Origin of the sequence: Azotosporobacter soli (genome assembly GCF_030542965.1) — a bacterium.
In the GTDB taxonomy this organism is placed as follows: Bacteria; Bacillota; Negativicutes; order SG130; family SG130; genus Azotosporobacter; species Azotosporobacter soli.
In genome coordinates, this window is record NZ_JAUAOA010000030.1 from 12,360 (window position 1) to 35,402 (window position 23,043).

The window sequence follows — 23,043 nt, forward strand, 5'->3', positions numbered from 1 at the left end:
CAACTCTAGCTACTGGAGGTGTACGAAGATAACGCAGAAAGCTTGGTATTCATCGTACTGATATACGTCTCCAGCGCAGAATATTTTGTATATAACTTATCTTCATAATCATCTAGGCGGTCACTTTCATCATCAATCTGCTCGCTATATTTATCAATTAATGTCGTCAGATTATTATCCGTATCCGAAGAATCCTCCGTCGTCCCGGCGATCTCAATCAGCAGCCCTTTGTTGCCTGAACTGTCTGCAACGGTAGATATGTTCTTTGCAATGATGTCATAAAAGCGATAGGCAATGCCTTCTTCTTTATAACGCGTGCTAAGCTGGCTCGCATTTAAACTGCGAACAATCCCGGTCGTCCCCAGCGAAGCCGTTTTGCCGGAGGAAGTGGTGTATGTGGATGATGCCTGCTGCGTGAATAATTTCATCACCGCTTCCGGATTACTCGCAATCGCCTCTTCTAACGTCGATTCGTCAATCGACAGTTTTCCGTTTTCTGCATAATCATCGCTTGCGGTGATCCCAATGCTGGAAAGACTGCTTGATTGCCCCGAAATCGAATCCGCTAATGCATTGCGCAGATTGCTCAAAAAACTGGTCAGCGTCGAATCGCCCTCCAGCAACCCGACTTTTGCTTTTGTTTCCCAACTGGTAATTTCATCATCGGTCATGTCTGCTTTTTGGTCATCCGTAAGAGCCGGATAATCAGAGTCCGCCGTTTCATCCAGCGCGTCATTGATCGTTTCCATCAAGGTATTGTAGTCATCGACGAAATCCTTGAGCAGATCGTAAACGCCGCTGCTGTCTTGCGTGACGCTGACTGTATCTGCGGTTGAAGAGCAAGAGGAAGACGTCGTCGTTGTGTCGGTAGTGGTTGTTTTATTTAATGTGTAGGTAACGCCATCAACAGTCACTACATTCGTACTTCGGACATAGCGTTGATCATCAATTACGACAATCGAGTCTTTTCCGTCCGTTTGCGTCGTCAACAGCGCCGATATGAAATTGCTGCTTCCGCTGTCAGCGGCAACCAACGAACTTCCCGCCCCCGTATCATCGGCAGTCAATGCCAGCTTTCCCGTCGTAGAATTGTAAGTCATCGTAGCTCCCGCTGATGACTTATTGATTTCGGACATCATATCCGACAAGGTTTCGTCTTCATCAAATGAAAAAGAAACGCCATTGATTGTCATATTAAGATATCCATTATCGAATGTTAATGCATTGCCCGAATTCAATTGATCCGCAATGCTGGACAAAGTATCCGAAGTGCTCAACCGATTGGAAAGAACGCCGCTGCTTGTGAATCCAAGATCCGTCAGGCCGCTGTCGCTCGACGACGCGGCACTGACCGAAATCGCCTGAACGCCCGAATCTGCGGATGTAATCGTCAAATAGCCTGAAGAGTTTTCGCTGACAGTCACCTTGCCTTCCCCAACAGCATCGTCGATCGCGTCTTGCAGCCCATCGACATCCTGGGCTGTCATATTATCCAAATCCACCGTATAATCCGTACCGTCAAGCGTCAAAACAAAACTTTCACCGCTGAGACTGCTGTAATCCGGCGTTGTCGCTCCTTGGACATCTTTTGTGATACCGCTTCCGCTGAGACTGGCATTTGTAGCCAACTGACACACTTCAACCGTATGACTCCCGGCCTTGGCAGTGCTGGACGCCGTTACCGCAACCGCCGACGAAGTGCTGGTCGCAGCATATTGCAAAAAATTCTTTGAGCTTAACAGACTCGTCGATGAAGACACATTAAAATATTTGCTGCTAAAATCCTGAATATCCGTAATCATCGTACGGTACGCAGTTTGCTTCCATTCCGCCGTTTGCTCTTTTTGCGTAAGCTTATTGTATTTCTTCGCCCGTTCTGCAAGCATCAACTGATCGACAATCCCGTCCACATCCAAGCCGGACGCCAAACCTGTGATCCGCGTCGTTCCATTAACCGTGGTCGTAGATATACTGCTGCTTGAAGACATTTTCTCGCCTCCTCTTAGGTAATATAATCAATTAACGTTTTCGAAATGACCTTCGCCCCCACTGACAAGGACGCCTCATAGCAATATTCCGCACTGCTCACTTCCGTTGCAGCGGTAGCCAAATCCACCTGTTCGTTATCGGTCATATATCCCGTATATGCCGTATATGCATCATCCAATTTATCCGACACCGCATCGACTTCATCCATACGTGCGCCAAGCGTGGATTGCGCAAACGTCAAACGATCCAAGTCCGCTGAAAATTCATCGATCAAATCGCTGATTGACATGGTCTGGGTACTGACCGTCACCGTTCCTGTCGAATCGACGCTGGCCGTTTTATAAGTTGTGTCACCTTGAAGCGCCAGCAACAACTTTGAAAAAGTGTCGAACAGATTGTTCTCGGCACCCTCGCCCACTGCATCTTGGCCTTCAATATTCACCGTGACTTGCGTACTAAATCCGATATTATAATTAATGCTCTCCGCTGCTGTTCCATACGTGGAAACCGCGGAAGATAACGTATCCGAAAGAGTCTGCTCCGCCGTCGAAGCATCCGCTACGGTCGTTGTCCCGCCATACGTCGTGACGGCATCTGCCAATGAATCCGACACGCTCTTTGCCGCTTTCGCCGCCGCTGCGAGCGACGAACTCGACGGATCCGCAGTAGCAGCTGCGGCTGCGGTATTATAATCGGCCAATGCCGTAGCAGCCGCAGCCGTCAATGTCGTCGTACCGCCGTATGCCGTAATTGCCGTCGTTAACGAGGCTGCAGACGTCTTCGTCTTGGTCGCCAGCGTCGCCAATGCCGTTGTTCCCTTCCCGTCGCTCACACAATCCGCCAGAACATCCTTTACCGTTTCCATCGCCGTGCTTGCCGAACTTAGCATTGCCGCTCCGCCATAGGTAGAAGCCGCCGTATTCAAGGTGTCATAGATGCTTTGGGCCGCCGTTGCGGCATCCGTCAGCGTCGTATTCGTTGCATCGGCAGCGGCCGCAGTCGCAGCTGCCTCATACGCCGCTTTCGCACTCGCCGTTGCGGTCGACAACGTTGTGGTTCCTCCATACGTCGTAATGGCCGTCGTAATATTTTCATACGCCGTTTTGGCCTTTGCCGCTGTAGTATTAATCGTAGCGTTGCTTTCGTACGCCTCATCTTCATTCATACTGTAGAACGATATGAGATCCGAGTCGGAAACATCCGCCGAAACAACGCCGCCCAGACTCAAATAAGATCCTTTGTACGTAATCGTATCGCCGATATCGCTGGAAACCGTTTTATACGGCTCTTCACTTGTGCTGTAGCCGCCGAAAATATAGCGTCCGGCATAGCTTGTATTCATAATTGAAACGGCTTGATCCCGCAGTGTTTCAATCGCATCTGCAATTGTCGCCAAATCCGATTCACTATTGGTATCGTTTGCCGCTTTGGTTGTCAGCTCCTTCGCACTCGCTATCACGTCACTCAGCTGACTTAGCGCATCATCCGTCGCTTTCTGCCAATTCCCTGCAGCATCCGCAGCATCCTGTGATTGTTTGATTTGTGCAACATAGCTGCGATAACTTACAGCGCGGGTTGCCACGACCGGATCATCGGAAGCCAATTGAATTTTTTCTTGCGAAGAGGCGGCCTCGTTGGCTTTGGCCAATCGATTGGCGGCTTTCGTAATATTTCGCAGGGCGTTGTCTGAAATCATGCTGTTGGTAATCCGCACATGCAACCCTCCTAATCATTGACCATATTAATGGTGCTATCATAGATCTGGCTCCAGGTCTTCACCGCTGCCGCCGATGCATCATACGCCGATTGATATTTCGTCAGGTTAACCGTTTCCTCATCGCTTGAAACGCCTGACACCGATGAACGACTGGTATCAATGTAAGTAACAAGCGTACTTTTACGGTCATATTGAGTTTGCGTATACGAACTGCTCGTACTTAGATCCGCAATGATATTATTGTAGCTCTCCGTCACGGTTGAACTTCCTGAAATATCAAGATCCGTACAAATACTGATAATGTCATTGAGATTTTCGTTATTTCCCTCCTCGCCACTGATGGAGGCACAGGCGATCAGGTCGGCGTCGTCCTGCACGTCTTTGCTTAGAGAAATATTGGCTGCCGTAATGTTTTTATAGACGGCCTGCGTATCCGTTCCGCTCGCCATCAAATCCTCCGATGATAAGTCTTCATAGGAAAAAAAACGAATTCCGGTTGTCTCTGCATCATCAATCCCTGCCCCGTCAGCATGCCCGCTGTACGAAGTCGCTCCTACCGTGATCCCTTCATTAAATGCCTGTGCGAATGACCGTGCAAATTCATTGAGCTGATTGATATAGTAGGGAATCCCTTTACTTTCATCCGAAGAGCCATCCCGTATTTCAAGATATCCGCTAATTGAGCCGCTATCTCCTACTGCGAAATCTTCACCGGAATCAGACCAACGAATCCCATACATGCCATACTGCGCGCTTGTAGTATCGGTAACCGTGTAGCACTCTAACGCGTTTGCCTCTTTGCCGCTCACCAACGTACCGTTCTTGGTATTAATGGTAAACGATCCGTTCTCTTCGCTAACTACGCTAATGCCTACCAAGCCGGAAAGTTTATCGACCAACGCATCTCTTTGATCCTCCAGTTCATTGGTAGATCCGCCGACTGCTTTTGCCAGCGAAATTTGCCCGTTCAAATCGGCAATCCCCGCTGCATAATCATTGATCTGATCTACTGCCGTACTGACTTCCGTGTTCAAATCACTGCGCAATTGCGTCAATTCCGTCGACGCATTATTGAGCGTCGAACAAAATGATTCTGCCGCTCCCAGCACCGTTTCACGTACGGAACTATCACTGCTATCCGTGGATAAGGTGCTCAGCGCCGTCGTGAAAGTATTTAATGCGGTACTGATGTAATCGGTATCGCTGGCGCCGAAATAGCTCTCAATTTCAGTCAGGTAGGTCGATTTTGCTTCCAGTGCGCTGGAAGCGCTGTTCTCTTGCCAGTATTTCTGATCCAAACGAAAACTTCGTACACGGTCAACGGAAGTCACTTCCGTTCCGCCGCCAACCAGGCTGCTGCTATAAACAGCCGCCGGACCTATGGATGTCTGGGTTGCTAATTGGCGCGAATATCCGGTCGTATCAATATTGCTCATGTTATTTGTCGTCACATTTAAGCCGACTTGACTGGCAGCTAATCCTCGCGCTGCAATGCTAAGTCCCATAAATGTCGATGCCATATTATTCCCTCCTTACCCGATGTCTTCAATCAATCCCGCCAAAAGACTGTCCACCGTGCTCATGACCCGGGCACTCGCAGCATACGCATTCTGAAGTTTGATCATATTCGCGGTTTCTTCATCTACAGAAATTCCTGAAATGCTCTGCCGTTGGTTAGCAACGCTTTCCGTCAGTGCTTCTTGCGTTTTATAGTTGTTGCTGGCTTCATCTCCCGTTGTCCCGATCCAACTTGTCAGCGCTGCGTAAAATCCGGTAATATCGTTTGCAATCCCGCCGTAGCTGTAACACTCTTCACTGGCCAGCTCTAAGATTTGGTTCGCAATTGTATTGTCCCCATCATCACTGCTGGATGCGGTAACCAGTTTTTCCGGATCGTCCACCAGGTTCGGATTCACCTTTATGTTTGTGATGCTTAAGGGTTTACTGGAATCAACGACCGTAAAAAACGCCTCTCCCGCTTCGCCCTCGCCGTCCACACCCGATGTCGCCAACGTATTGATTTTGTCCGCCAATGTCGTAATCAACACATTGAGCGCCTGCCGCATGTTCGTAATCGAACTGCTGGCATCCGTCGAAAAATCATACGGCAAGCTGGCGGAATCAATATCTTCATAACCACTTTGATCCGCATCTTCCAGATACGCGGCAATGCTGCCGCTGTTAACCGCCACCTTGCAATCAATGTCTGCCCGTTTCACTGTTAACGGATCACTTGTTGTTCCCGTTCCGTCTACCTCTAACGCATACGAATCACGTCCATCCACAATCGTAATGCTTCCAATGGATACTTGAATCGTATTATTCATTTGCGTTACATTGATATTCGCCAACGATGACATTTCGTCCAGCAAGGCGTCTCTTTGGTCTCGCAAATAAGTCGCTTCACTGCCATTTGCTTCCGCACTGCTGATCTGTCCATTCAAATCGGCAACTTGCGACGCAAGGTCATTGAGGCTGTCGACGCCCTCCTTCACGCCGCTTACAGACTCTTGTTGCAGTTGTTGAAGCTGGCTGTCGATGCTCGTAAGCATCTCTACCAAGGATGTTCCCGCAGAAATAACGCTGGTACGGCTGCTTTCCGTACTCGAGTCAACCGACACCGTTTCCCATGCGGAAAAAAAATCAGTGATTTCCTGCTGCAATCCAACCGAATCCGACGTTGATTCCGAATCTGTCGCATCCGAACTGGCTTCATACTCCGTCAGCACCTGATCAAGATACTGCAAATTACCGCTTTTCACTGAATAATAGGTGGAACTGGAGTTTTGCGTTCGATAAACCTTGTCCATTAACGATTCTCTCGCCCGGGTAATGGAAGCCAAACTGACCCCGTCACCGGTAAAAGAGCCTGACTTTTGCACGGTATCCATTTCCACGCTTGCCGTTCGAACCCGCGAGGCGCCTGCCGTATTTACATTTGCCAAATTGCTGCTGGTGGTGGCCAAAGCCGTCTGATTCACATACAACCCCGTATACGCGATGCTATATGTACTAAACGTTGAGCTCATAAGCGCTCCTCCTCAAACCCTAGCTTTTCATATTGATCAGCGATTGCAGCATTTCATCCGCAGTAGAGATTACTTTTGTATTGGCCTGATACGCGCGTTGCGCAATCATCAGATTCGTAAATTCTGAAGCCAAGCTCACGTTGGACATCTCTAAGGTGCCGGAGCTTAATGAACCGGTACCGCCGCTGCCGGCGGTCGTGTAAACGGGATCGCCGGAGTTATTGCTGCTGGAATACAGACTGCTCCCGGTCTTCTCCAGACCCGAAGCGTTACTGAACGTTGCCAATGCCAATTGCGCAATCGTCTTCTTTTGATCATTGCTGTAACTCACCACGATCGATCCGTCTGTCGATACGGACCAACTTTCCATCGTTCCTGCCGCATACCCATCCTGTGTGAAAGAAAGGCTGCTGGCATCCGACGAACTGGTCGTGCTGGCATTCGTGCTCGTCAATCCGCTAAAATCGAGTGTTGCGCTGAAAGCTGCCGTAGAGCCGTCAGTCGGCGTAATCGTCAGAGAAGAAGACGTCGTAAAAGTGTCCGTCCCCACCGTTCCGGAAACAAGATTTCCATCCGAATCAAAAGCGATATATCCGCTGGACGGACTGATCGTCGCGCTATCGCCGCTGACTTCATAGTACCAACTGGTCGTATTAGTCGTAGCATCCACATAGCATTTTTTGAAATTGAGTGTTGCCGTATAGTCATTGCCTTGTGAATCATACACTTTTACCGTTGCCGTCTTATCAAACTCGGTCGGGGTCGTACCAATGCTCGTCAATGCCGTTGCCGTCGTAGCGGCCGTATCGCCGGAGTCCAAATAATTCCCGCTTGTGCTTGCGCTATTCAAACTGATCGCCGTCGTCGTTTTCGCCGGCATGCTGGTATCGGAATATACGTTGATTTTCACTGGCGTGTTATTCGTCGTGACCGTCGTGTTGCCGGAAGCATCCGTCGTACTGAGCCAGCCGCAAACCTCATAACCATTAATATTGAGATTTCCATCATCATCTACGCTCAGTTCTCCATTGCGGGTATACAGATAACTGCCTGAACTTCCTTGTACCACCAAATATCCGTCGCCGCCAATGGATACGTCCGTTTCAACGCCTGTCGTTTCCGTGCTCCCCACTGTCGTATTCGTATTCGTCGCCGCTACGCTTACGCCAGTACCAATCTGCTTTGCATTTGTTCCGCCGCTTGTTGAGCTAGATCCCGAAGCAGAACTAAGCGTTTGACTCAACAGATCACTAAAACTGACGGATTGCGACTTATACCCGGTTGTGTTTACATTGGAAATATTGTTTGAAATTACATCCAGAGCCGTCTGTTGCCCTTTTAATCCCGACACTGCGGTATACAACGATGCCATCATAGGAAAATTCCCCCTCGTTATTTTTTATTGACGCTAGCCGATTTATACGTTGTTTTTACGATGTTGCTCCGACCACCGATATGGAATCTAAGCTGACATTGGTTCCGTCAATATTTACATATGTAGTGCCGTTGGAAATAGTTACGTAACCCACAGTACCTTGTGCCGTCGTTGAATCTCCCGAAGAATCCGTTGTCGAATATGTCACGGTTTGTCCAATTAAGCTATATGCATTTCCGCTGTTTACCGCCGAATAAATGTTTGACAGTTGTGACAGTGAGCTAATCGTAGCCATTTGACTTACATATTCCGTTGCACTGACAGGATCTGACGGATCCTGATACTGTAATTCTGCCGCTAAAATTTGAAGGAACGAATCTGTATCTAATGTAGTCGAACCCGTAGAACTCGTTGTGCTTGACGAAGTAGTCGAGGAAGTCGATGTGGTTGATGATATTGTACTCATTGTTATCCCTCCTGAAATTGTCGGTATTTCTTTCCCCAAGTATCGCAAAACACTATTTACTACTGATTAATAAAAGTCTAAATACAAAATAAATAAAACCACCTTTTATTCAAAGATGGTTTTAACTATAGACAAAATGAACTTTTCACAAAGCATACGATGCATTTTGCCATTCCTGTTATCCAATTTTCTATACCTAGTTCCCTGTATCTCGGGTACGTTCAATGTCTTTCCTGGTATGATCTTTTGATAGTAGCTCTTCTAAACAGAAGAGTTAGCTCTGACTTTGTTGACTTCGATCTTTTTACCATTTTAAAAATACCGTTTTATCAGCAGCGCCAATTCCTCTTCCAGCTCCGTTTCGTTTGCTGCGCTGAATTTCTCATGCAGTTCCTGCGCAATTGTCAAAAAAACTTGGAGCAGCAACGGATCAAAATGCGTCCCTTCACCCTCGCGCATAATCTCTAACGTTTTTTCAAGGGAAAAGGCTTTTTTATAAGGTCGCTGCGAAGTCAGCGCATCAAATACGTCAACAATCGCAAATACGCGCGCGCCGAGCGGAATGTCGTCGCCGCGCAAACCGTCCAGGTACCCGCTGCCGTCGTATTTTTCATGATGATAGCAAACAATTTCCTTCGCCGCATTCAGCCACGAAGATCGTTTAATGATATCAACGCCGTGCTGGGTATGCGTCTTCATCACGCTGAATTCTTCCTCGCTTAGTTTTCCGTTTTTCAGTAAGATCGTATCGCTGATGGCAATTTTACCAACATCATGCAAAAAAGCGCCTTTGATCCATTCAATGACCTGACTGGCCGGAACCTGCAATCTTTCCGCCAGATAAATCGCATAGATCGTAACCCGGTAATTATGGGCATGCGTGTCGCTGTCCCTTTTGGCAATCGCACCGCCCAGAACATCGAGCACTTCCAGATTGGCTCGCAGCAAGCCTCTGGAGTACTGAATCAAGTCGCGGTTTAAAGCCAGAAAAATCGGATACATCGCCAATGTCGTTCCCAGTACGATCATCACGACCAGGAACAACGACCAGACGACCTGCTTTTTGATTTTGCCGACCACTGCTTCATCTACGTGATACACGCCTTCAAAATGACCGACATACTCTCCGCCGTGATTGATCAACGGGACAAACACTTGCAAAAATAGGCCTTCCGGAATTTGTTGCTTTTCATACCAGATGTTGCGGCTGACCGTTGCAGCATGTCCTTTTTCCTTCAGGCGCTCCTCGATGGACTGGCTGCCGGGTCTGACTGCCTCAAGATATTTGTTTCCCTCCTGGTCATATAACTCGGCAATCAAAAAATTCCGCTGCGTCATTTCCGTCATTTTTTCGTGCAGCAGCGCTTTGACTTGCTGTTGCAATGTTCCTTCGTGAATTGAACTTTCAACAAGTTTTTCCGATTCGGCTAATGCCAGCGATACGACCCATTCATCGATCTGTTCCATCTCCAAATAATATACGACGCTGCCAATGATGCTCGATAGGATCAGCCAAGCGGCAAACAAATTTTTAAGCAGTTTCCGTTGATGTTTCCGCTGCATATAAACGCCTGCCTTTCATTTTTCGACGGCCCCTTGCTCTAGCTTTTACGCAACAACGCGATCTTCCGGTACAGCTCGACCTCCGCCGCACTCTGCCTGGCAGGCAGGTCAATCCGAATCGTAAGCAACAGGTTCCCCAGCCGCCCGTCTTTTCCTTTGAAGCCGCGCTCTTTCAGACGCAGGACTTGTCCGGCATGCGTTGCGGCATTAATTTTCACCTGCACCGTTCCGTCCGGCGTCGGTAAGGAAATTGCATCGCCGAGTACCGCCTGTTCCGGGTGAATCGTAAGCTCGCCTGTCAAATCGAGTTCGCCCGTGACTTGCCACTTCTCATGCGGCGCAGCCTTGATGTGCAGCAGCAGATCGGCCGCTTGGCCCTGCGGCGATTTTTCCCCCAGCCCTTTTAAGCGCAGCACCGTGCCGGGCGGCGATTTAGGCGGAATGGTAACCGTAACTTTACGCATTGCCGTCCCCGTATCGATTTGAAACTCCTGCTCCGTGCCTCGCATTAAGGCTTCAAGCGGCAATTCAATCTCGGCCTCAATATTACGCGCCGGTCGCGCTTGCCGTTGCCGACGCAACATCTCATGTACGTCATACGGATCTTGCGTTTGGCCGTGCCTTGCCGTACGGCCAAAGGCATCGCCGCCGAAAAAGGCCGCAAAAAAATCGCTAAAACCGTCCATATCTTCCATATGCATCGTTTGGCGCTGCGTTCTCTGGCGTTCATACGCTTGTTGCGCCGCTGCGCCATTTTGCCAATCGCGACCGAGGCGATCGTATTCGGCTCGTTTGGCCTTGTCGCTCAGCACTTCATGCGCTTCATTGATCTGCTTGAATTTTTCATCAATTTTTTTCTTGTCCGGCCCTTTGTACAGATCGGGATGATACTGCTTTGCCAGTTTGCGGTATGCCGTCTTTATTTCCTTGTCACTGGCCGTCTTCGCAACGCCGAGCACGGCATAATAATCGATGAATTCCATTCCCATCACCTGCCGCATCTTTTTCCATATATAGGGTTTCTCCTTGCGTAAGCTAAAACCCTTTTGCCGCGTTCCTTTATCTTGCAGGAGTCTGCTAAAATAACGCGAATTTAAGTTGCGAGGTGAACTTATGCCATGGCACAGACTAAAATTCTGATTGTCGATGATGACGTTGACATCAGTGAAATTATCCATACGTATCTGACGAAATACGATTTTTCCTGCCAGCAGGCGTATGATGCTGCGCAGGCGTTGCGTCTGGCACGGGAATATTGTCCGGATCTTTTGATCCTCGATGTGCAGTTGCCCGGCGCAAGCGGCATTGACGTTTGCCGCCAATTGCGCCAGGAAACAGACGCGCCGATTCTGTTTCTCAGTTGTTTAGGCGAAGAGCAGGACAAAATTTCCGGCCTCGAAGCCGGCGGCGACGATTATATCGCCAAACCGTTCAGTTTGGGCGAATTGCTGGCTCGCGTAAAAGCCGCGCTCCGACGCAGCGGTCTGCCGGAAACGGCGACCGCCGTACGCAAGCACATCCTCTCTTTTCCCGGCTTGACGATCGATCTCGTCAATTCACAGGCCGTCGTCGATGAAACAATTATTGATCTGCCGCCGATGGAGTTTCAGCTTTTGTCGCGCCTGGCGCGCAACCCGGGCTGGACCTACAGCAATGAGCAGTTATTCTCGCTCGTTTGGGGCAGCGAAAGCATCGACACGCGAACGGTCGCGGTTCATATTAACCGTCTCCGCAAAAAGCTGGAGCAAAACGCAGCCAAACGCGAATATATTCTTACGGTCTGGGGCAAAGGTTATAAATTCAACGATCAATTGTAAAAATAGAGGGCTGACATTTTCAAAAAATGTCAGCCCTCTATTTTTACTGCATTGCTTTCTTAAATACATAGCCGCAATTGTTGCAGCGTAAACGCGTCGCATCATATTCCGTAACATCAATCGCGCCGCATTTTGGACATTCGATCGCCGTCTGGCTGATACCGCTCCAGGCGATTGCAGGTTCCCATATCGTAACGCTGCCCAACAGCAGCCATGCGAGCAGCATAGATGTTACGCAATATTTCAGTTTCATCCTTCGCGTCCCCTTTCGCCTGACCATCTGCCGTTTGTTACAGTATAGTCGAATTTGGATGACGCGATTTTAAACAAATTTTAAACTTTTTCAATTTGACTGCAAGGCAGCGTAATGCAAATCGTACAGCCTTTTTCAACACCCGTGTCTACCCATATCTCACCCTGATGCGCCATAATAATTTCTTTTGTAATCGCCAGTCCCAAGCCGCTGTGCTCAGCCGGATTCGTTCGCGCTTCATTGCCCCGATAAAAACGCTCAAAAATATTTTCGACATGCTCAGGCAAAATTCCCACTCCGGTGTCGGCGACTTTTAACAGCACCCGGTCCTGTGCCGCCAAAGCAGCGCTGATTTCGATTTGCCCGCCTGCGTCGGTATGGGCTGTCGCATTGGAAATCAAATTAAGAAAAGCCTGTTCCAAACGTTCCGCATCGCCGCTCACTTGACAACCCTGCGGCAGATCGACTTTGCATGTCAGAACGACTCCGGCATGCTCGACGTCAAATACATGATTTTGAAAAATTGTCTCCACCAGTTCTGCCAGGGCAATCGGCTTCATTTCAAAACGCCCTTGTTGGGCTTCCATTTTGCTCAACTCGAACAGCTCCTGAATCAATCGATTCAGCCCCAGCATTTTAGTATGGATGCGCTGCAGATAACTGCGCTGCGTGGCAGGCGATTCAATGATGCCTTCCAGTAACAGTTCCGCATGCCCAAGCACTGACGTGACCGGCGTGCGCAAATCATGCGAAATATTGGCCAATAAGCGGCGGCGTGCCGTTTCCATCTTCTGCAGTTGCTCGGTACGGCGTTCGACCATTTTTTCCAGCCCCAGCGAATATTCCTCAACCTCATGCTGCAGACGGAAAAAACGGTTAGCTAATTCCCAAATGCTGATCAGGACAAATACCATCAACCCCCACATCGAAGGGTTGGGCGGTAGTTTAAGATCGGCAGCCACAACTTCCATAATTCCGCTAAACATGGCGATGCACGCAGCAAAAATAATGACGCGTCCTTCTTTTTGCCCCTGCATTAATTTATAAGTCAGATAAACCATACCGATGCAGCTGGTAAAAAGCTGCAATGCCTTATTGAACATATTCTCCGCGAATCGCCAAAACTGGACATCATGATACGCCAGCAGCAGCAGGCTCATGAAAACGGCGCAAAAAAGCGTCGCATTGCTATAGGCTTCAAACAGCTTTTCGCTCCTGCTTTCTTTTGACCGATCCGGATTGCGAAACCGCTCATAAGCAAAACGAGTAAATGCCGGTACGATAAAAAATGAGGCGATATGAAAGAGAACTACGTCCCACGGCCCTTCGATGCCGACGATATAACGCCACTGCGTCGTATAGTATGTATAGACACCAATACTGATGCATCCGAGACCAAAATATAACTGATCCTTTTCGCGTTTCTGTTTTAAATAAAACGCCAACGCAGCCATACCGATTAAAAAGTAAATGCCGCTAAAAACAAGCGCCGTATCTTCACTGCGAATCAATTCCTTTATCAAAGAAACATAATCGCCGATGCATACCGGATCGTTATAAATGCCGCCTAAATCATAAAAGCCCGCTTGTACCCTGACCGCAATCAGATTATAACCGCCAAAATGCAGTCTGCTATCCGGCAACTGATAAATTCGTATCTTTTGATGATTTAAGGACATCGTCTCGACAATGCCGCTGCGGCCAATCGAATAGCCATTGATAAACACTTCCTCAGCCGTTGCAATCTTGCCGAGGCGCAGCGCCAAATTATAGAGCGGTTTATCCGCCGGCAGGTAAATCCATTTTCGATACCACACTGTCCGTAGGTTTGGCAGACTATCCGCTAAATTAGACGGCACTTCCGTCGTTTGCCAGGCGGAATCATCATAGTTCGTATCTTTGTATTCCGCCTGATCTTCCTGGCTAATTTTCCAATCCCCTCTTAAGATTGTCCGACTGTAATCGGTTACCCTCTCAGCCTCGGGATGTTCTTGCCCCTGCGCGTCGCAAACTGCGCCGCCGAGCCCAACGAAGAACAGGCAAAGTAAGATGAAAAAGGTTCGGCTATGCTTCAAGCGCACATGCAATCGCCTTCACCTGCCGTTCGCGCAGCCATACGCCGATTTCTCGTCCGCGCAGTTGCGGCGGCAGAACCTCCGCACGCACGGCCTGCTGCATCACCGCTTTCAGTCCTGCAAGTTCCGGTATCGAAAGCGCGCCAGCCTTTGCAATACAATCAAAATCAGCCGCCTCGATTGCACCTCGTCCTAATCGGATAAGCGCTGTCACAATGGTTTCCGCGTCCGGCTGCGCCAACAGCTTCGCCAATTGTCCGACAGTTATAGCGCCTTCCAGCCAATCCCCCGGCAGCGTCATCCGCTTATTCCATTTTTCCAGCTCCTCTTGCGGCAACGTCAGGCCAAAGCTGGCAAAACGCACCTTTAGTGATGAAGTCTGCGTCGCCGTCGCGTCGAGCAGCTGTAAGGCACGCTCCCGTTCGCCCCTGCCTAATGCCGCTAATTCGCCAAACGTGACCGGCAACAAATGCGCCTCATCCAACACGCGAAAAAAACGCGCCGGCTCTGCCGCCTCGCTCAACGCCTTTGTCAGTTCTGCCAGCATCCGTTCCACCGGTTCATCTTTCAATTCCTCTGCTACCGTCGCTGCCAGTGCAAGCGTCCTCGGCTCCACCGTAAAGCCGAGCCGCGCCGCCTGACCTGCCAGACGCAGCGCACGAATCGGGTCTTCGGAAAAATGTTCACTCGTTGCGCGCAGGATTCCCCGTTCGATGTCCTCCCGACCGCCGTATGGATCAATGATTGCGCCGCTCAAACAATCCATCGCCATCGAGTTGATCGTCGTATCACGTCGAAATAAGTCCTCTTCAATCGTGACCTTCGGTTTCGAGGATACTTTAAAGCCCAAATAACCCGGGCCTACTTTACGTTCTGTGCGGGCAAACGCAACTTCACATTTGACGCCGTCAACGGTCAATAAAAAAACCGGAAACGATTTACCGCATTCCTTGGCTTCAGGAAATAATTCTTTAAAATTCTTCTTTACCATCCCGGTCACGCAAAAGTCAATATCCTTAGCCGGTAAGCCGCGCAGCGCATCGCGTACACAGCCGCCAACCCGGTATAAACGTCCTCCCTGCGCCGCAACGGTCTCTGCCAACGTCCGTTCACTCAGTTCCAGCGTGTCTCCCATTCCTGCCACCTACTTCTTTCCCATTCATCATTTGTCTATTGTATTATATTCCCGCAAAAAAAAGAACATCCTACAGCATAAATCGCCGCCGGACATCCCTCCTTCTTTCGCTCATTACTCTTTAATGAAGCCTCTGTATCGCACCTGCCGCAAAGATACGCTTCGCACCGGATAAATTTCCTCTTCGTTTTTAGTATAGCAAACGCTGTCGCTTTTGTTTTTAAACAATCGTTAAACTTTTACGCCATAGTCCCTTGCCTATTTAACATTGCCGCGCAATGCGATATACTTAAGATAATTATACATTTTCTCCCATTTTTATTTTAAGGAGGAAAACTTATGCGTAAATTATTTCTCTTGCTCACATCGCTCAGTTTGCTTCTTCTCTTTGCCGGTTGCGGTGGCGACGCAAAGAAAGCGGAGCCGACTTCCGCCGCGCCTGTTGCCAAAGAAGAAAGTCTGGATTCGATCTTTCAAAAATTTAAAGCGGTCAAAGGCTGGAGTTATGACATGACGACCACCATCAACGGCAAAAAAATGATGGACGCTTCGGTCTGGTTTGCCCCAGACAAGCTTCGCATGGAATTCAGCGTCGAAGGGAAAAAAATGGTTACCATTCAAGACGGTGAATTCACGTATATGTACGATCCTGGCGAAAAGACCGCGATGAAGATTTCCAAGCAATCTGCGTTGGCCGGTCAAAAAACAAAAATAGACAAACCGGATAAATTCCAGCAAATTCCTGTCCCTGATTGGAAGGTACTTGAAACGGTAACCTATGACGACGTTCTCTGCCGTGTCCTCGAATTCACCGATGCCTCTAGCGGCGATAAAATGAAAATGTGGCTGCGCGTCGATTATGGCGCTCCGCTACGCATGGAACTGACGCCTAAATCAGGCAATGAAGCGATCGTTCAGGAATACAAAAACATGAAGTTCGATCCGATTCCAGCCGATAAATTTCAATTGCCGAGCGGCGTCGAAGTCATGAGTTTTTAACGTCAGGCGCAGCTTGTATTCTTGGCAAAAAAGACTGCATCCGCACGGCGCAGTGGTAAGCGCGTGCGGATGCAGTCTCTTTTTTTCAACATCAATTGGCGATTTTCTCTGCCCACTCCGGCAACACGGCTTTAGGACTCCGATCCAGACTGACGATACCAATCGCCAAGACTAGAAAAGCCGCCAGATAAGGCGCTGCCGGAGTGATATTTTCCGCCATGATCCCCGCCGTCACCGGCGCCAAGCCTGCTCCCAGCCAACGGACAAAATTATAGGCGCTGGAAGTAATATTGCGAGGATAAGGCGACAACTCCATCGTGTATGTCGTGAACAAGGAATTGCTCACGCCGCAGAACAAGCCTGATGCGATGATCAACGCCAATTGCAGCGCTTTGTCCTGACTAAAGTAAATGCCGCTGACGCTCAATGCGAATAAGAGCAAGGCTCCGCTAATGATCTGCACTGAGGAAAACTTACGTTCCAGCATATGCGACAGTTTCGCAGAGCCGGCTGCCAGCATCATCCCCCAGCCAAAGAACACCCAGCCCAGTTCCATTGCCGACAGTTGCAGAAAAAGCGGCGAATACGCCAAGACAGTAAAAAATGCATAATAGTAAAGCATGGAAACAAGCGCCACACGCAAGAAAGGACGGTAGCGTAGCAAAACCAGCAAATCCTTGCTGCCATGCGAAGTCGCTGCAGATTTCTTTTCTTGCACAGGAGGCTTTACGAAACGCCAAACGCACAGACAGGCTAAGGCTGCCAAGAGGCTGGTCGCTGCAAACGGATAGCGCCAGCTTGCTTCGCCCAATACGCCGCCCAAGAGCGGGCCCACCGCCATGCCAAGACCGACCGCCGCTTCAAATAAACCGATCGCTTCCGTGACAGAACGTGAAAAGCGGATCATGATTGTCATTGCACAGGCGAAAAACATCGCGTTGCCCAACCCCCACGCAGCGCGAAACCAAGACAGCTCGACGATTGAATGGGCTAAGGCGCAAAAAAGGCTGGCCAGACAAACCACAAACAAGCCGCTGGTCAGCACCGGCTTTTCCCCGAAACGATTGGCGGCAATGCCCGCGGGCAGCATCATGAATGCCATCGTAAAGATGTATGCGGTAAACAGCATTTCCACTTCCCAGTGGCGCGCCCCAATCTGTTTCGCTATGATCGGCAGCAACGGGTCGACGACGCCGATGCCCATAAAGGCAAGAAAAGTGGCCGCAGCCATCACATACAGACTTTTTTTTGAATACGGTTCCATTACCATTTCTCCTTTTATCCGTTCATTATTCTTTGACGAAACTTCATCGTACCGTTAGAATTATATACAATAAGCTTTTATATTAATAATATTTATTTAATTTATTTTCCATACTTTTTTTCATATGAAAGGAGTTTTTATGGATCTACGAAAATTAAAGTATTTTCTCGCCGTAGCCAATGAAGGACAGATTACACGGGCCGCCAGCCGGCTGAACATGGCTCAGCCTCCTTTGAGTCAACAACTCCGCCTGCTGGAAGAGGAACTCGGTGTGCGCTTATTCCACCGCGGCAGCCGCAGCATCGATCTGACGGAGGCAGGCCAGCTTCTCAAAGAACGGGCCGAGCAGGTTTTCGAACTGCTCGACGTAACGACAAAAAATCTTAAAGACATTCATCACGGCGACAGCGGCGCGTTGACCATCGGCACCGCCGCTTCCTTCGGCGTCACCGTCCTGATGGATCATATCAAAACCTTTCACCGCCTGCATCCTCGAATCAGCTATCAGCTTTGGGAAGGCGACACGATTCGCATTCTCGAACTATTGGAAAGCCGCGTCATCGAAATCGGCTTCGTTCGTTCTCCGGTCAACGATGCACAATATGAATCGTTGCCGCTCGGAACCGACTCCCTGCTTGCCGCCATCCATGAAGATTTTCTCCCTCTGCTGCCGAATTCTTCAGAACCGCTTACCTGGCACGATTTAAACAGCTTACCGATCGCCACGCACCGGCGTTTGGAAGCCTTGATCACTCCCCCTTGTTTAAAGCACGGCTTTGAACCTCAGATCCGTTGTTTGGTCGATGATGTCCGTTCCCTTTTGGTCTGGGCCGAGTACGGCATAGCGATCGCCATCATTCCCGGTTCGGCCAAAGATTTAGCGCCGACCTCCAAAATCCACTATCGCCCTTTGCTCGAACCGCAAATCGAGTTGTCGCAGCGCATTGTCTGGAAAAAAGATCATTATCTCTCGGCCGCAACGCGTCTCTTTCTCGAGTCGATACAAGGCGGCCAATAAGGAAAACCCGCGTAGCAATTGTGCTCGCGGGTTTTCCTTATCCTCCTATTTCCTTTAACAAAGCATCCAACCTCTTTTGTTGTTCGGCTCGCGCCATTGGCAAACCATATAAATGACAGTCAAGCACATCGGCGTCCTTGACGATTTCTTCGAGCGGCGTACCGACGCTGCTTTTGCTGCTGTGTTCACGCACCGCGGCCGCAATCATTTCATTTTCCGCTGCGCTGAAGCTTGCACATTGCCGCAAAAATTCTTTCACCGGTTCATAGCCGTTCGCCGCATGATCCCTCTGCCGTCCGGTCAGCATCCGGCCATAGTCGTGCACCGCGCAGGCGATTCCTGCCAGTTCCAGATCTACGCCGCGCCGCAGTGCCAGGATCTGTCCTGTTCGTGCACAGCTAGCCAGATGAAGACGTTCCCAGTTCAGCGTCTCATCGCGTTCCATCTTCTCTTCTTCCAGTTTATCAAGCAGCAGCAATAGCCGCTCCTGCACCGCCAACAGTCGTTCCATCGGCATCGCCTGCCTTTCTTCCTGCATTTTCATGCGCACCACTTCCCATTCTTTCAGTTTTCGCGGCAATCCGATCGCATTAGCCGGACTGCTTGAAGTCAATTTGTAAAAACGGATCTGCTTAAATGCTTCAAAGCCGATCTGACGTCGAAAGGTCTCATAGGCTTTAGCGCCGTTAAAAAAGACATGCTGAATGCCGGGATAGCGCGCAAATAAAGCGGCAAAATCATTCGTCTTTGCATCCGCCAAAGTCGCATCCTCGCTGCCATTCTCCTTTTGAAGGCATCTTTCAATCACATCCCAGAGCGCAATGCCCTGCGCACCGACAAACGAAAGTTTTTCTGCATAACTGCTTTGCGCGACAGAAATCGTTGCGCCAAACAGCGTAAAGATGATTTCCCAAAAATGATTGCGCGGATTCGCGTAATATTGCCTCTGTCGGCGTGATTCCGCACCGGGCATTGAGCCAAGGATCAAGATTTTCGCCCGTTCATCGCAAACCGGAGGAAAACTGCTTACTTCTTCCAACCTCACTTTTTTTGACATAGGCATTTTGCAAAATCACCACACAACGCTTGTACGTCTTCCACCGAGCGCGCCACAATATAGGTACCGCCATGCGCTTCAATCTCGGCCCGAAAAGCTTCCTGGTCGGCCGACAACACGCCATGCGGCGTCTTCACTTCAATATAAACCGTTACGCCATCCTTGATGGCGGTAAGATCACTTAAGCCGCGATGGCTACCCAATGTCTGCTGATGGCGAACAACGAACCAACCGTTCCAACGCAGACATTCCCGAATTGAGTTCTGGATTTCCGCTTCCTTAGGGCCGCGGCGCATTGCAGCGGCATTTTTCGTTTTTTGACCGCATAACTGTTCAAATTCACGTTCCGTCAGTCGCACGTTGGCTCCTCCATTTTCATTTCTTTCATATTTTATAACTGTACCATGTAATCGCCAGCAAGACAAGGCAGCAGCCTAGTCCTTTTGATACAAGGCGCGGTGTCGTTTGATTTCAGCGAGCAGATCCGTACAGTCGCCCATCGCCTTGCCATCGGCTGCGGCAACCGCTACCTCGGCAGAAACAACACCCTCTTCGCGCTCAATCGTTTGCAGTATATTTCCCAGGAAATCAATCACTCTGCTTTCGCCGCGAAATCTCATTGCAGCGTTTTGATAAATCTCTTCCCCTGTAGCATTGGCAACTACGACGAAGGCCTTGTTTTCAATGGCCCGAACCCGCATGATCTGCATCGTGTCCGGACTGCTGATCAACGCCGTCTGGCAGATAATTTGCGCGCCGCGCAGCGTAAGCTCTCGTGCGCTTTCCGGAAACCATGCATCAAAGCAAACCAGCACGCCGACTTTGCTGCCCATAATGTCAAAGACGACGCTCTCCTCTCCCTGCGAATACCAGCGTGCATCGAACTCCGTCAAATGGCGTTTGCGCTGCTTGCCAAGATAGCCTTGCGGGCCGACGACCACTGCACTCAAGTAAAGCTTATCCGCTTCTTCCTCCAGCACACAGCCGATAATGTGGCAGTCAAATTCACTTGCCATCCGGCAAAGCGCCTGCGTTGTTTCTCCCTGCGGCACTGATTCCGCCATGCTTTCCGCTTCCGCACGATCGGCAAAGAAGTAACCCGTCGCAAACAATTCCGGCAGAACGGCCAGATCCAAACCCTGCCCTTCCAACATGCGCCGCACCTTTTGCAGATTGGCCTTCTTATCCCGCTTAACAATATCAATCTGTACTGCAGCTATTTTCATCCATAACCCCTCACTTTTCATTTTTTATCAATAAAAGAGGCTCCCAGACGGGAACCTCTTTTATAATCGCTTTATTTCGTGTCATCCTGCATGAAATTGACCCGGCCGTCGGAAAAAGAATGAATGCGGGCCAAAGATTCGAGGCGATAACCAGCTTTGCGGATTTTTTCGCATCCGGGTTGAAAGCTCTTTTCAATCACGATGCCAACGCCAACCACGTTGGCTTTCGCCTGTTCTACGATGTTGCACAGTCCAAGTACCGCTTCGCCATTTGCTAAGAAGTCGTCAATGATTAAGATCTGATCGCCGTCAGCTAAAAATTCACTGGCCACCGTTACGCGATTGGTCTCTTTTTTGGTAAACGAATACACTTCCGCAGCATAGAGGTTCTCCTCCGTCACCGCCGACTTCTTTTTGCGGGCGAAAACGAGCGGAACATCGAGGTATAGCGCTGTCATAAGCGCTGCAGCAATACCGGAAGCCTCGATCGTCAGCACCTTGGTCACCTTCGCATCTTTAAAGCGTTCGGCAAACTCACGGCCAATCTCTTTCATCAGTTCCGGCTCTATTTGATGATTCAGAAACGAGTCAACTTTCAACAGCGCATCATTGACTACTTTTCCATCTGTCATGATCTTCTTCTTAAGTAATTTCATGCTTGGCCTCCTGCTTACTAATCTATTCTAAAGTGTAACATACTATTGGCCAATCATTAAGTTAGATATAATAATCTTAAGGATAAGCACTGCTTATCCTTTCCCTCCTCAACGCAAAGCAAGCGAGCGCGCATCGTCTGATTGTTTCTCTTTCCTTTATGCGGCTTCCCTTTTAGCAGCCGCACTCGCCATTCGCCTCCGGACGTAGCCGCAAGTCATCACGCCTAACGTTAAGCCAATCTGCAGCAGTAACGCATATCCTTGGAGAAACGCACCCAGCGATTTATCGCCAAGCATCAGCATCGCAGCTGCATAGCCAAGAATGCCGGCTCCGGCATACATCGTAAAAGGAAAACGATCTAAGACTTTTACCAGCAGCTGTGCGCCGAAGACAACCATCGGAATGCTGGTCGCCAAACCAACTCCAATCAGCAAATATTTGTTATGCGGTACGGTTTGCGCAATCGCAGCAAGCGCCAGTACATTGTCCAAACTCATAATCAAGTCGGCAACTAAAATCACTTGTACGGCGCGTCGCAGAGAAAAGGCCGCTTCGCAATTCTCTTCTTCCTTCTTGCTGTCCAGCAGATGGATAGCAATCCACAAGAGAGCAAGACCTCCGGCAAACTGCAGGTAGGGGATATTCAACATCATCGCCGCAATAAACGTAAGAATCACACGCAGTACCACCGCACCGGCACTTCCCCAAAAAATAGCCGTCTTGCGTTGATCGACCGGCAGATTTTTGCTCGCCATCGCAATAATCACCGCATTGTCCCCGCTCAGAATCAGGTTCAAAAATAAAATACTACTTAACGCCATCAAAAACTCCGGACTGCTCACAATTAAAAACAATTCATACACAATAAAGTCCCCCTCAAAGCTAAATACAATCAAAAAAAGCCCTGCCTCTCTTTTGAGGCAAGGTCTTGCAAACAAATTAGCCAGCACCGCCGGAGCCGTTAAGCCCGTATTGACGACATATGCCGTTAAGCTACTCCCCTTCGCTCTATTCAATTGCTCTTTAAACATAGTATCACAAATATAGGTTACTTACAAGTTCATTTCAAGCAAAGTTCTCACTATGTCCTTCATTTGAAGACATTAAAAAGAACTGTATTGAACTCTTTATCTGGCAACTACCTCTGTTTTTTTTTACGCCCTTTCTGTCTTTGTGGTCCAAAGTGGTTCTGGACATAGAAAAAGACCGTCTGCACATTCATGCAGACGGTCTTTTTAACCGGCAACTCCCTATCCTCCCAGGCCGCTTCCAGCCAAGTACTTTCGGCGTATGTGGGCTTAACTGCTGTGTTCGGTATGGGAACAGGTGGGACCCCACAGCCATCATCACCGGATACCAATTGCGCTGAATCCTTCATTTGCTGCGTTGCTGTCTGCGCTCCT

20 protein-coding genes and 1 rRNA gene are annotated in these 23,043 nt (G+C 49.3%); 3 read left to right on the top strand and 18 right to left on the bottom strand.

What is annotated here, in order from left to right; translation table 11 throughout:
• Positions 1-5: 5 nt before the first annotated feature.
• From fliD to QTL79_RS17020, 8 genes are all read right to left on the bottom strand, one after another.
• The gene (fliD, locus tag QTL79_RS16985) at positions 6-1,988 is read right to left on the bottom strand and encodes a flagellar filament capping protein FliD (protein ID WP_346356148.1); all 1,983 of its coding nucleotides are present in this window, start codon (positions 1,986-1,988) and stop codon (positions 6-8) included.
• Between the two features lie 14 nt (positions 1,989-2,002).
• The gene (gene flgL, locus QTL79_RS16990; protein ID WP_346356149.1) at positions 2,003-3,703 is read right to left on the bottom strand and encodes a flagellar hook-associated protein FlgL; all 1,701 of its coding nucleotides are present in this window, start codon (positions 3,701-3,703) and stop codon (positions 2,003-2,005) included.
• An 11-nt stretch (positions 3,704-3,714) separates the two neighbouring features.
• A complete protein-coding gene (gene flgK / locus QTL79_RS16995) occupies positions 3,715-5,226 on the bottom strand; it encodes a flagellar hook-associated protein FlgK (protein WP_346356150.1) in 1,512 nt (503 codons plus the stop codon).
• A gap of 12 nt (positions 5,227-5,238) precedes the next feature.
• On the bottom strand, positions 5,239-6,735 hold the full coding sequence (flgK, locus tag QTL79_RS17000; RefSeq protein ID WP_346356151.1) for a flagellar hook-associated protein FlgK: 1,497 nt from the start codon (positions 6,733-6,735) through the stop codon (positions 5,239-5,241).
• Between the two features lie 19 nt (positions 6,736-6,754).
• Complete coding sequence (locus QTL79_RS17005) at positions 6,755-8,110, bottom strand: flagellar hook protein FlgE (RefSeq protein WP_346356152.1); 1,356 nt, start codon at positions 8,108-8,110, stop codon at positions 6,755-6,757.
• A gap of 55 nt (positions 8,111-8,165) precedes the next feature.
• Complete coding sequence (locus QTL79_RS17010; RefSeq protein WP_346356153.1) at positions 8,166-8,576, bottom strand: flagellar hook capping FlgD N-terminal domain-containing protein; 411 nt, start codon at positions 8,574-8,576, stop codon at positions 8,166-8,168.
• A gap of 312 nt (positions 8,577-8,888) precedes the next feature.
• The gene (locus tag QTL79_RS17015) at positions 8,889-10,139 is read right to left on the bottom strand and encodes an HD-GYP domain-containing protein (RefSeq protein ID WP_346356154.1); all 1,251 of its coding nucleotides are present in this window, start codon (positions 10,137-10,139) and stop codon (positions 8,889-8,891) included.
• A 38-nt stretch (positions 10,140-10,177) separates the two neighbouring features.
• Positions 10,178-11,122, bottom strand: a complete 945-nt coding sequence (locus QTL79_RS17020) for a DnaJ C-terminal domain-containing protein (protein ID WP_346356155.1) — start codon at positions 11,120-11,122, stop codon at positions 10,178-10,180.
• 135 nt (positions 11,123-11,257) lie between these two features.
• On the opposite strand from QTL79_RS17020, the gene QTL79_RS17025 reads away from it, so the two are divergent.
• Entirely contained in the window at positions 11,258-11,956 is a 699-nt protein-coding gene (locus QTL79_RS17025) for a response regulator transcription factor (protein WP_346356156.1), read from the top strand.
• A gap of 43 nt (positions 11,957-11,999) precedes the next feature.
• On the opposite strand, the gene QTL79_RS17030 is transcribed toward QTL79_RS17025, so the two are convergent.
• From QTL79_RS17030 to QTL79_RS17040, 3 genes are all read right to left on the bottom strand, one after another.
• The gene (locus tag QTL79_RS17030; protein WP_346356157.1) at positions 12,000-12,209 is read right to left on the bottom strand and encodes a hypothetical protein; all 210 of its coding nucleotides are present in this window, start codon (positions 12,207-12,209) and stop codon (positions 12,000-12,002) included.
• A gap of 80 nt (positions 12,210-12,289) precedes the next feature.
• Positions 12,290-14,290 carry a sensor histidine kinase gene (locus QTL79_RS17035; protein ID WP_346356158.1) on the bottom strand — a complete coding sequence of 667 codons (2,001 nt, stop codon included), beginning with the start codon at positions 14,288-14,290 and terminating at the stop codon, positions 12,290-12,292.
• Positions 14,274-15,419 (bottom strand): CCA tRNA nucleotidyltransferase, encoded by a 1,146-nt coding sequence (locus QTL79_RS17040; protein WP_346356159.1) that lies wholly within the window; start codon positions 15,417-15,419, stop codon positions 14,274-14,276. Before QTL79_RS17040 ends, QTL79_RS17035 begins: the two co-directional genes overlap by 17 nt.
• 339 nt (positions 15,420-15,758) lie before the next feature.
• Between QTL79_RS17040 and QTL79_RS17045 the strand changes: the two genes are divergently transcribed.
• Entirely contained in the window at positions 15,759-16,418 is a 660-nt protein-coding gene (locus tag QTL79_RS17045) for a LolA family protein (RefSeq protein WP_346356160.1), read from the top strand.
• Between the two features lie 91 nt (positions 16,419-16,509).
• Here QTL79_RS17045 and QTL79_RS17050 read toward each other — a convergent pair whose 3' ends face one another.
• Positions 16,510-17,682 (bottom strand): MFS transporter, encoded by a 1,173-nt coding sequence (locus tag QTL79_RS17050; protein ID WP_346356161.1) that lies wholly within the window; start codon positions 17,680-17,682, stop codon positions 16,510-16,512.
• A 139-nt stretch (positions 17,683-17,821) separates the two neighbouring features.
• On the opposite strand from QTL79_RS17050, the gene QTL79_RS17055 reads away from it, so the two are divergent.
• Positions 17,822-18,700, top strand: a complete 879-nt coding sequence (locus QTL79_RS17055; RefSeq protein WP_346356162.1) for a LysR family transcriptional regulator — start codon at positions 17,822-17,824, stop codon at positions 18,698-18,700.
• Positions 18,701-18,737: 37 nt separating this feature from the next.
• Here the strand turns inward: QTL79_RS17055 and QTL79_RS17060 are convergent, their stop codons facing one another.
• The 6 genes from QTL79_RS17060 to rrf all read right to left on the bottom strand — a co-directional run bounded on the left by QTL79_RS17060 (position 18,738) and on the right by rrf (position 22,994).
• Complete coding sequence (locus QTL79_RS17060) at positions 18,738-19,763, bottom strand: DNA-deoxyinosine glycosylase (protein WP_346356163.1); 1,026 nt, start codon at positions 19,761-19,763, stop codon at positions 18,738-18,740.
• Positions 19,742-20,116 (bottom strand): VRR-NUC domain-containing protein, encoded by a 375-nt coding sequence (locus QTL79_RS17065; protein WP_346356164.1) that lies wholly within the window; start codon positions 20,114-20,116, stop codon positions 19,742-19,744. The genes QTL79_RS17060 and QTL79_RS17065 overlap by 22 nt, the downstream gene beginning before the upstream one ends.
• A gap of 75 nt (positions 20,117-20,191) precedes the next feature.
• Complete coding sequence (locus QTL79_RS17070; RefSeq protein ID WP_346356165.1) at positions 20,192-20,983, bottom strand: carbon-nitrogen hydrolase family protein; 792 nt, start codon at positions 20,981-20,983, stop codon at positions 20,192-20,194.
• A gap of 71 nt (positions 20,984-21,054) precedes the next feature.
• A complete protein-coding gene (locus QTL79_RS17075) occupies positions 21,055-21,639 on the bottom strand; it encodes a xanthine phosphoribosyltransferase (protein ID WP_346356166.1) in 585 nt (194 codons plus the stop codon).
• A 156-nt stretch (positions 21,640-21,795) separates the two neighbouring features.
• Complete coding sequence (locus QTL79_RS17080; RefSeq protein WP_346356167.1) at positions 21,796-22,503, bottom strand: TerC family protein; 708 nt, start codon at positions 22,501-22,503, stop codon at positions 21,796-21,798.
• A 374-nt stretch (positions 22,504-22,877) separates the two neighbouring features.
• A 5S ribosomal RNA gene (gene rrf, locus QTL79_RS17085) occupies positions 22,878-22,994 on the bottom strand.
• Between the last annotated feature and the right edge of the window lie 49 nt (positions 22,995-23,043).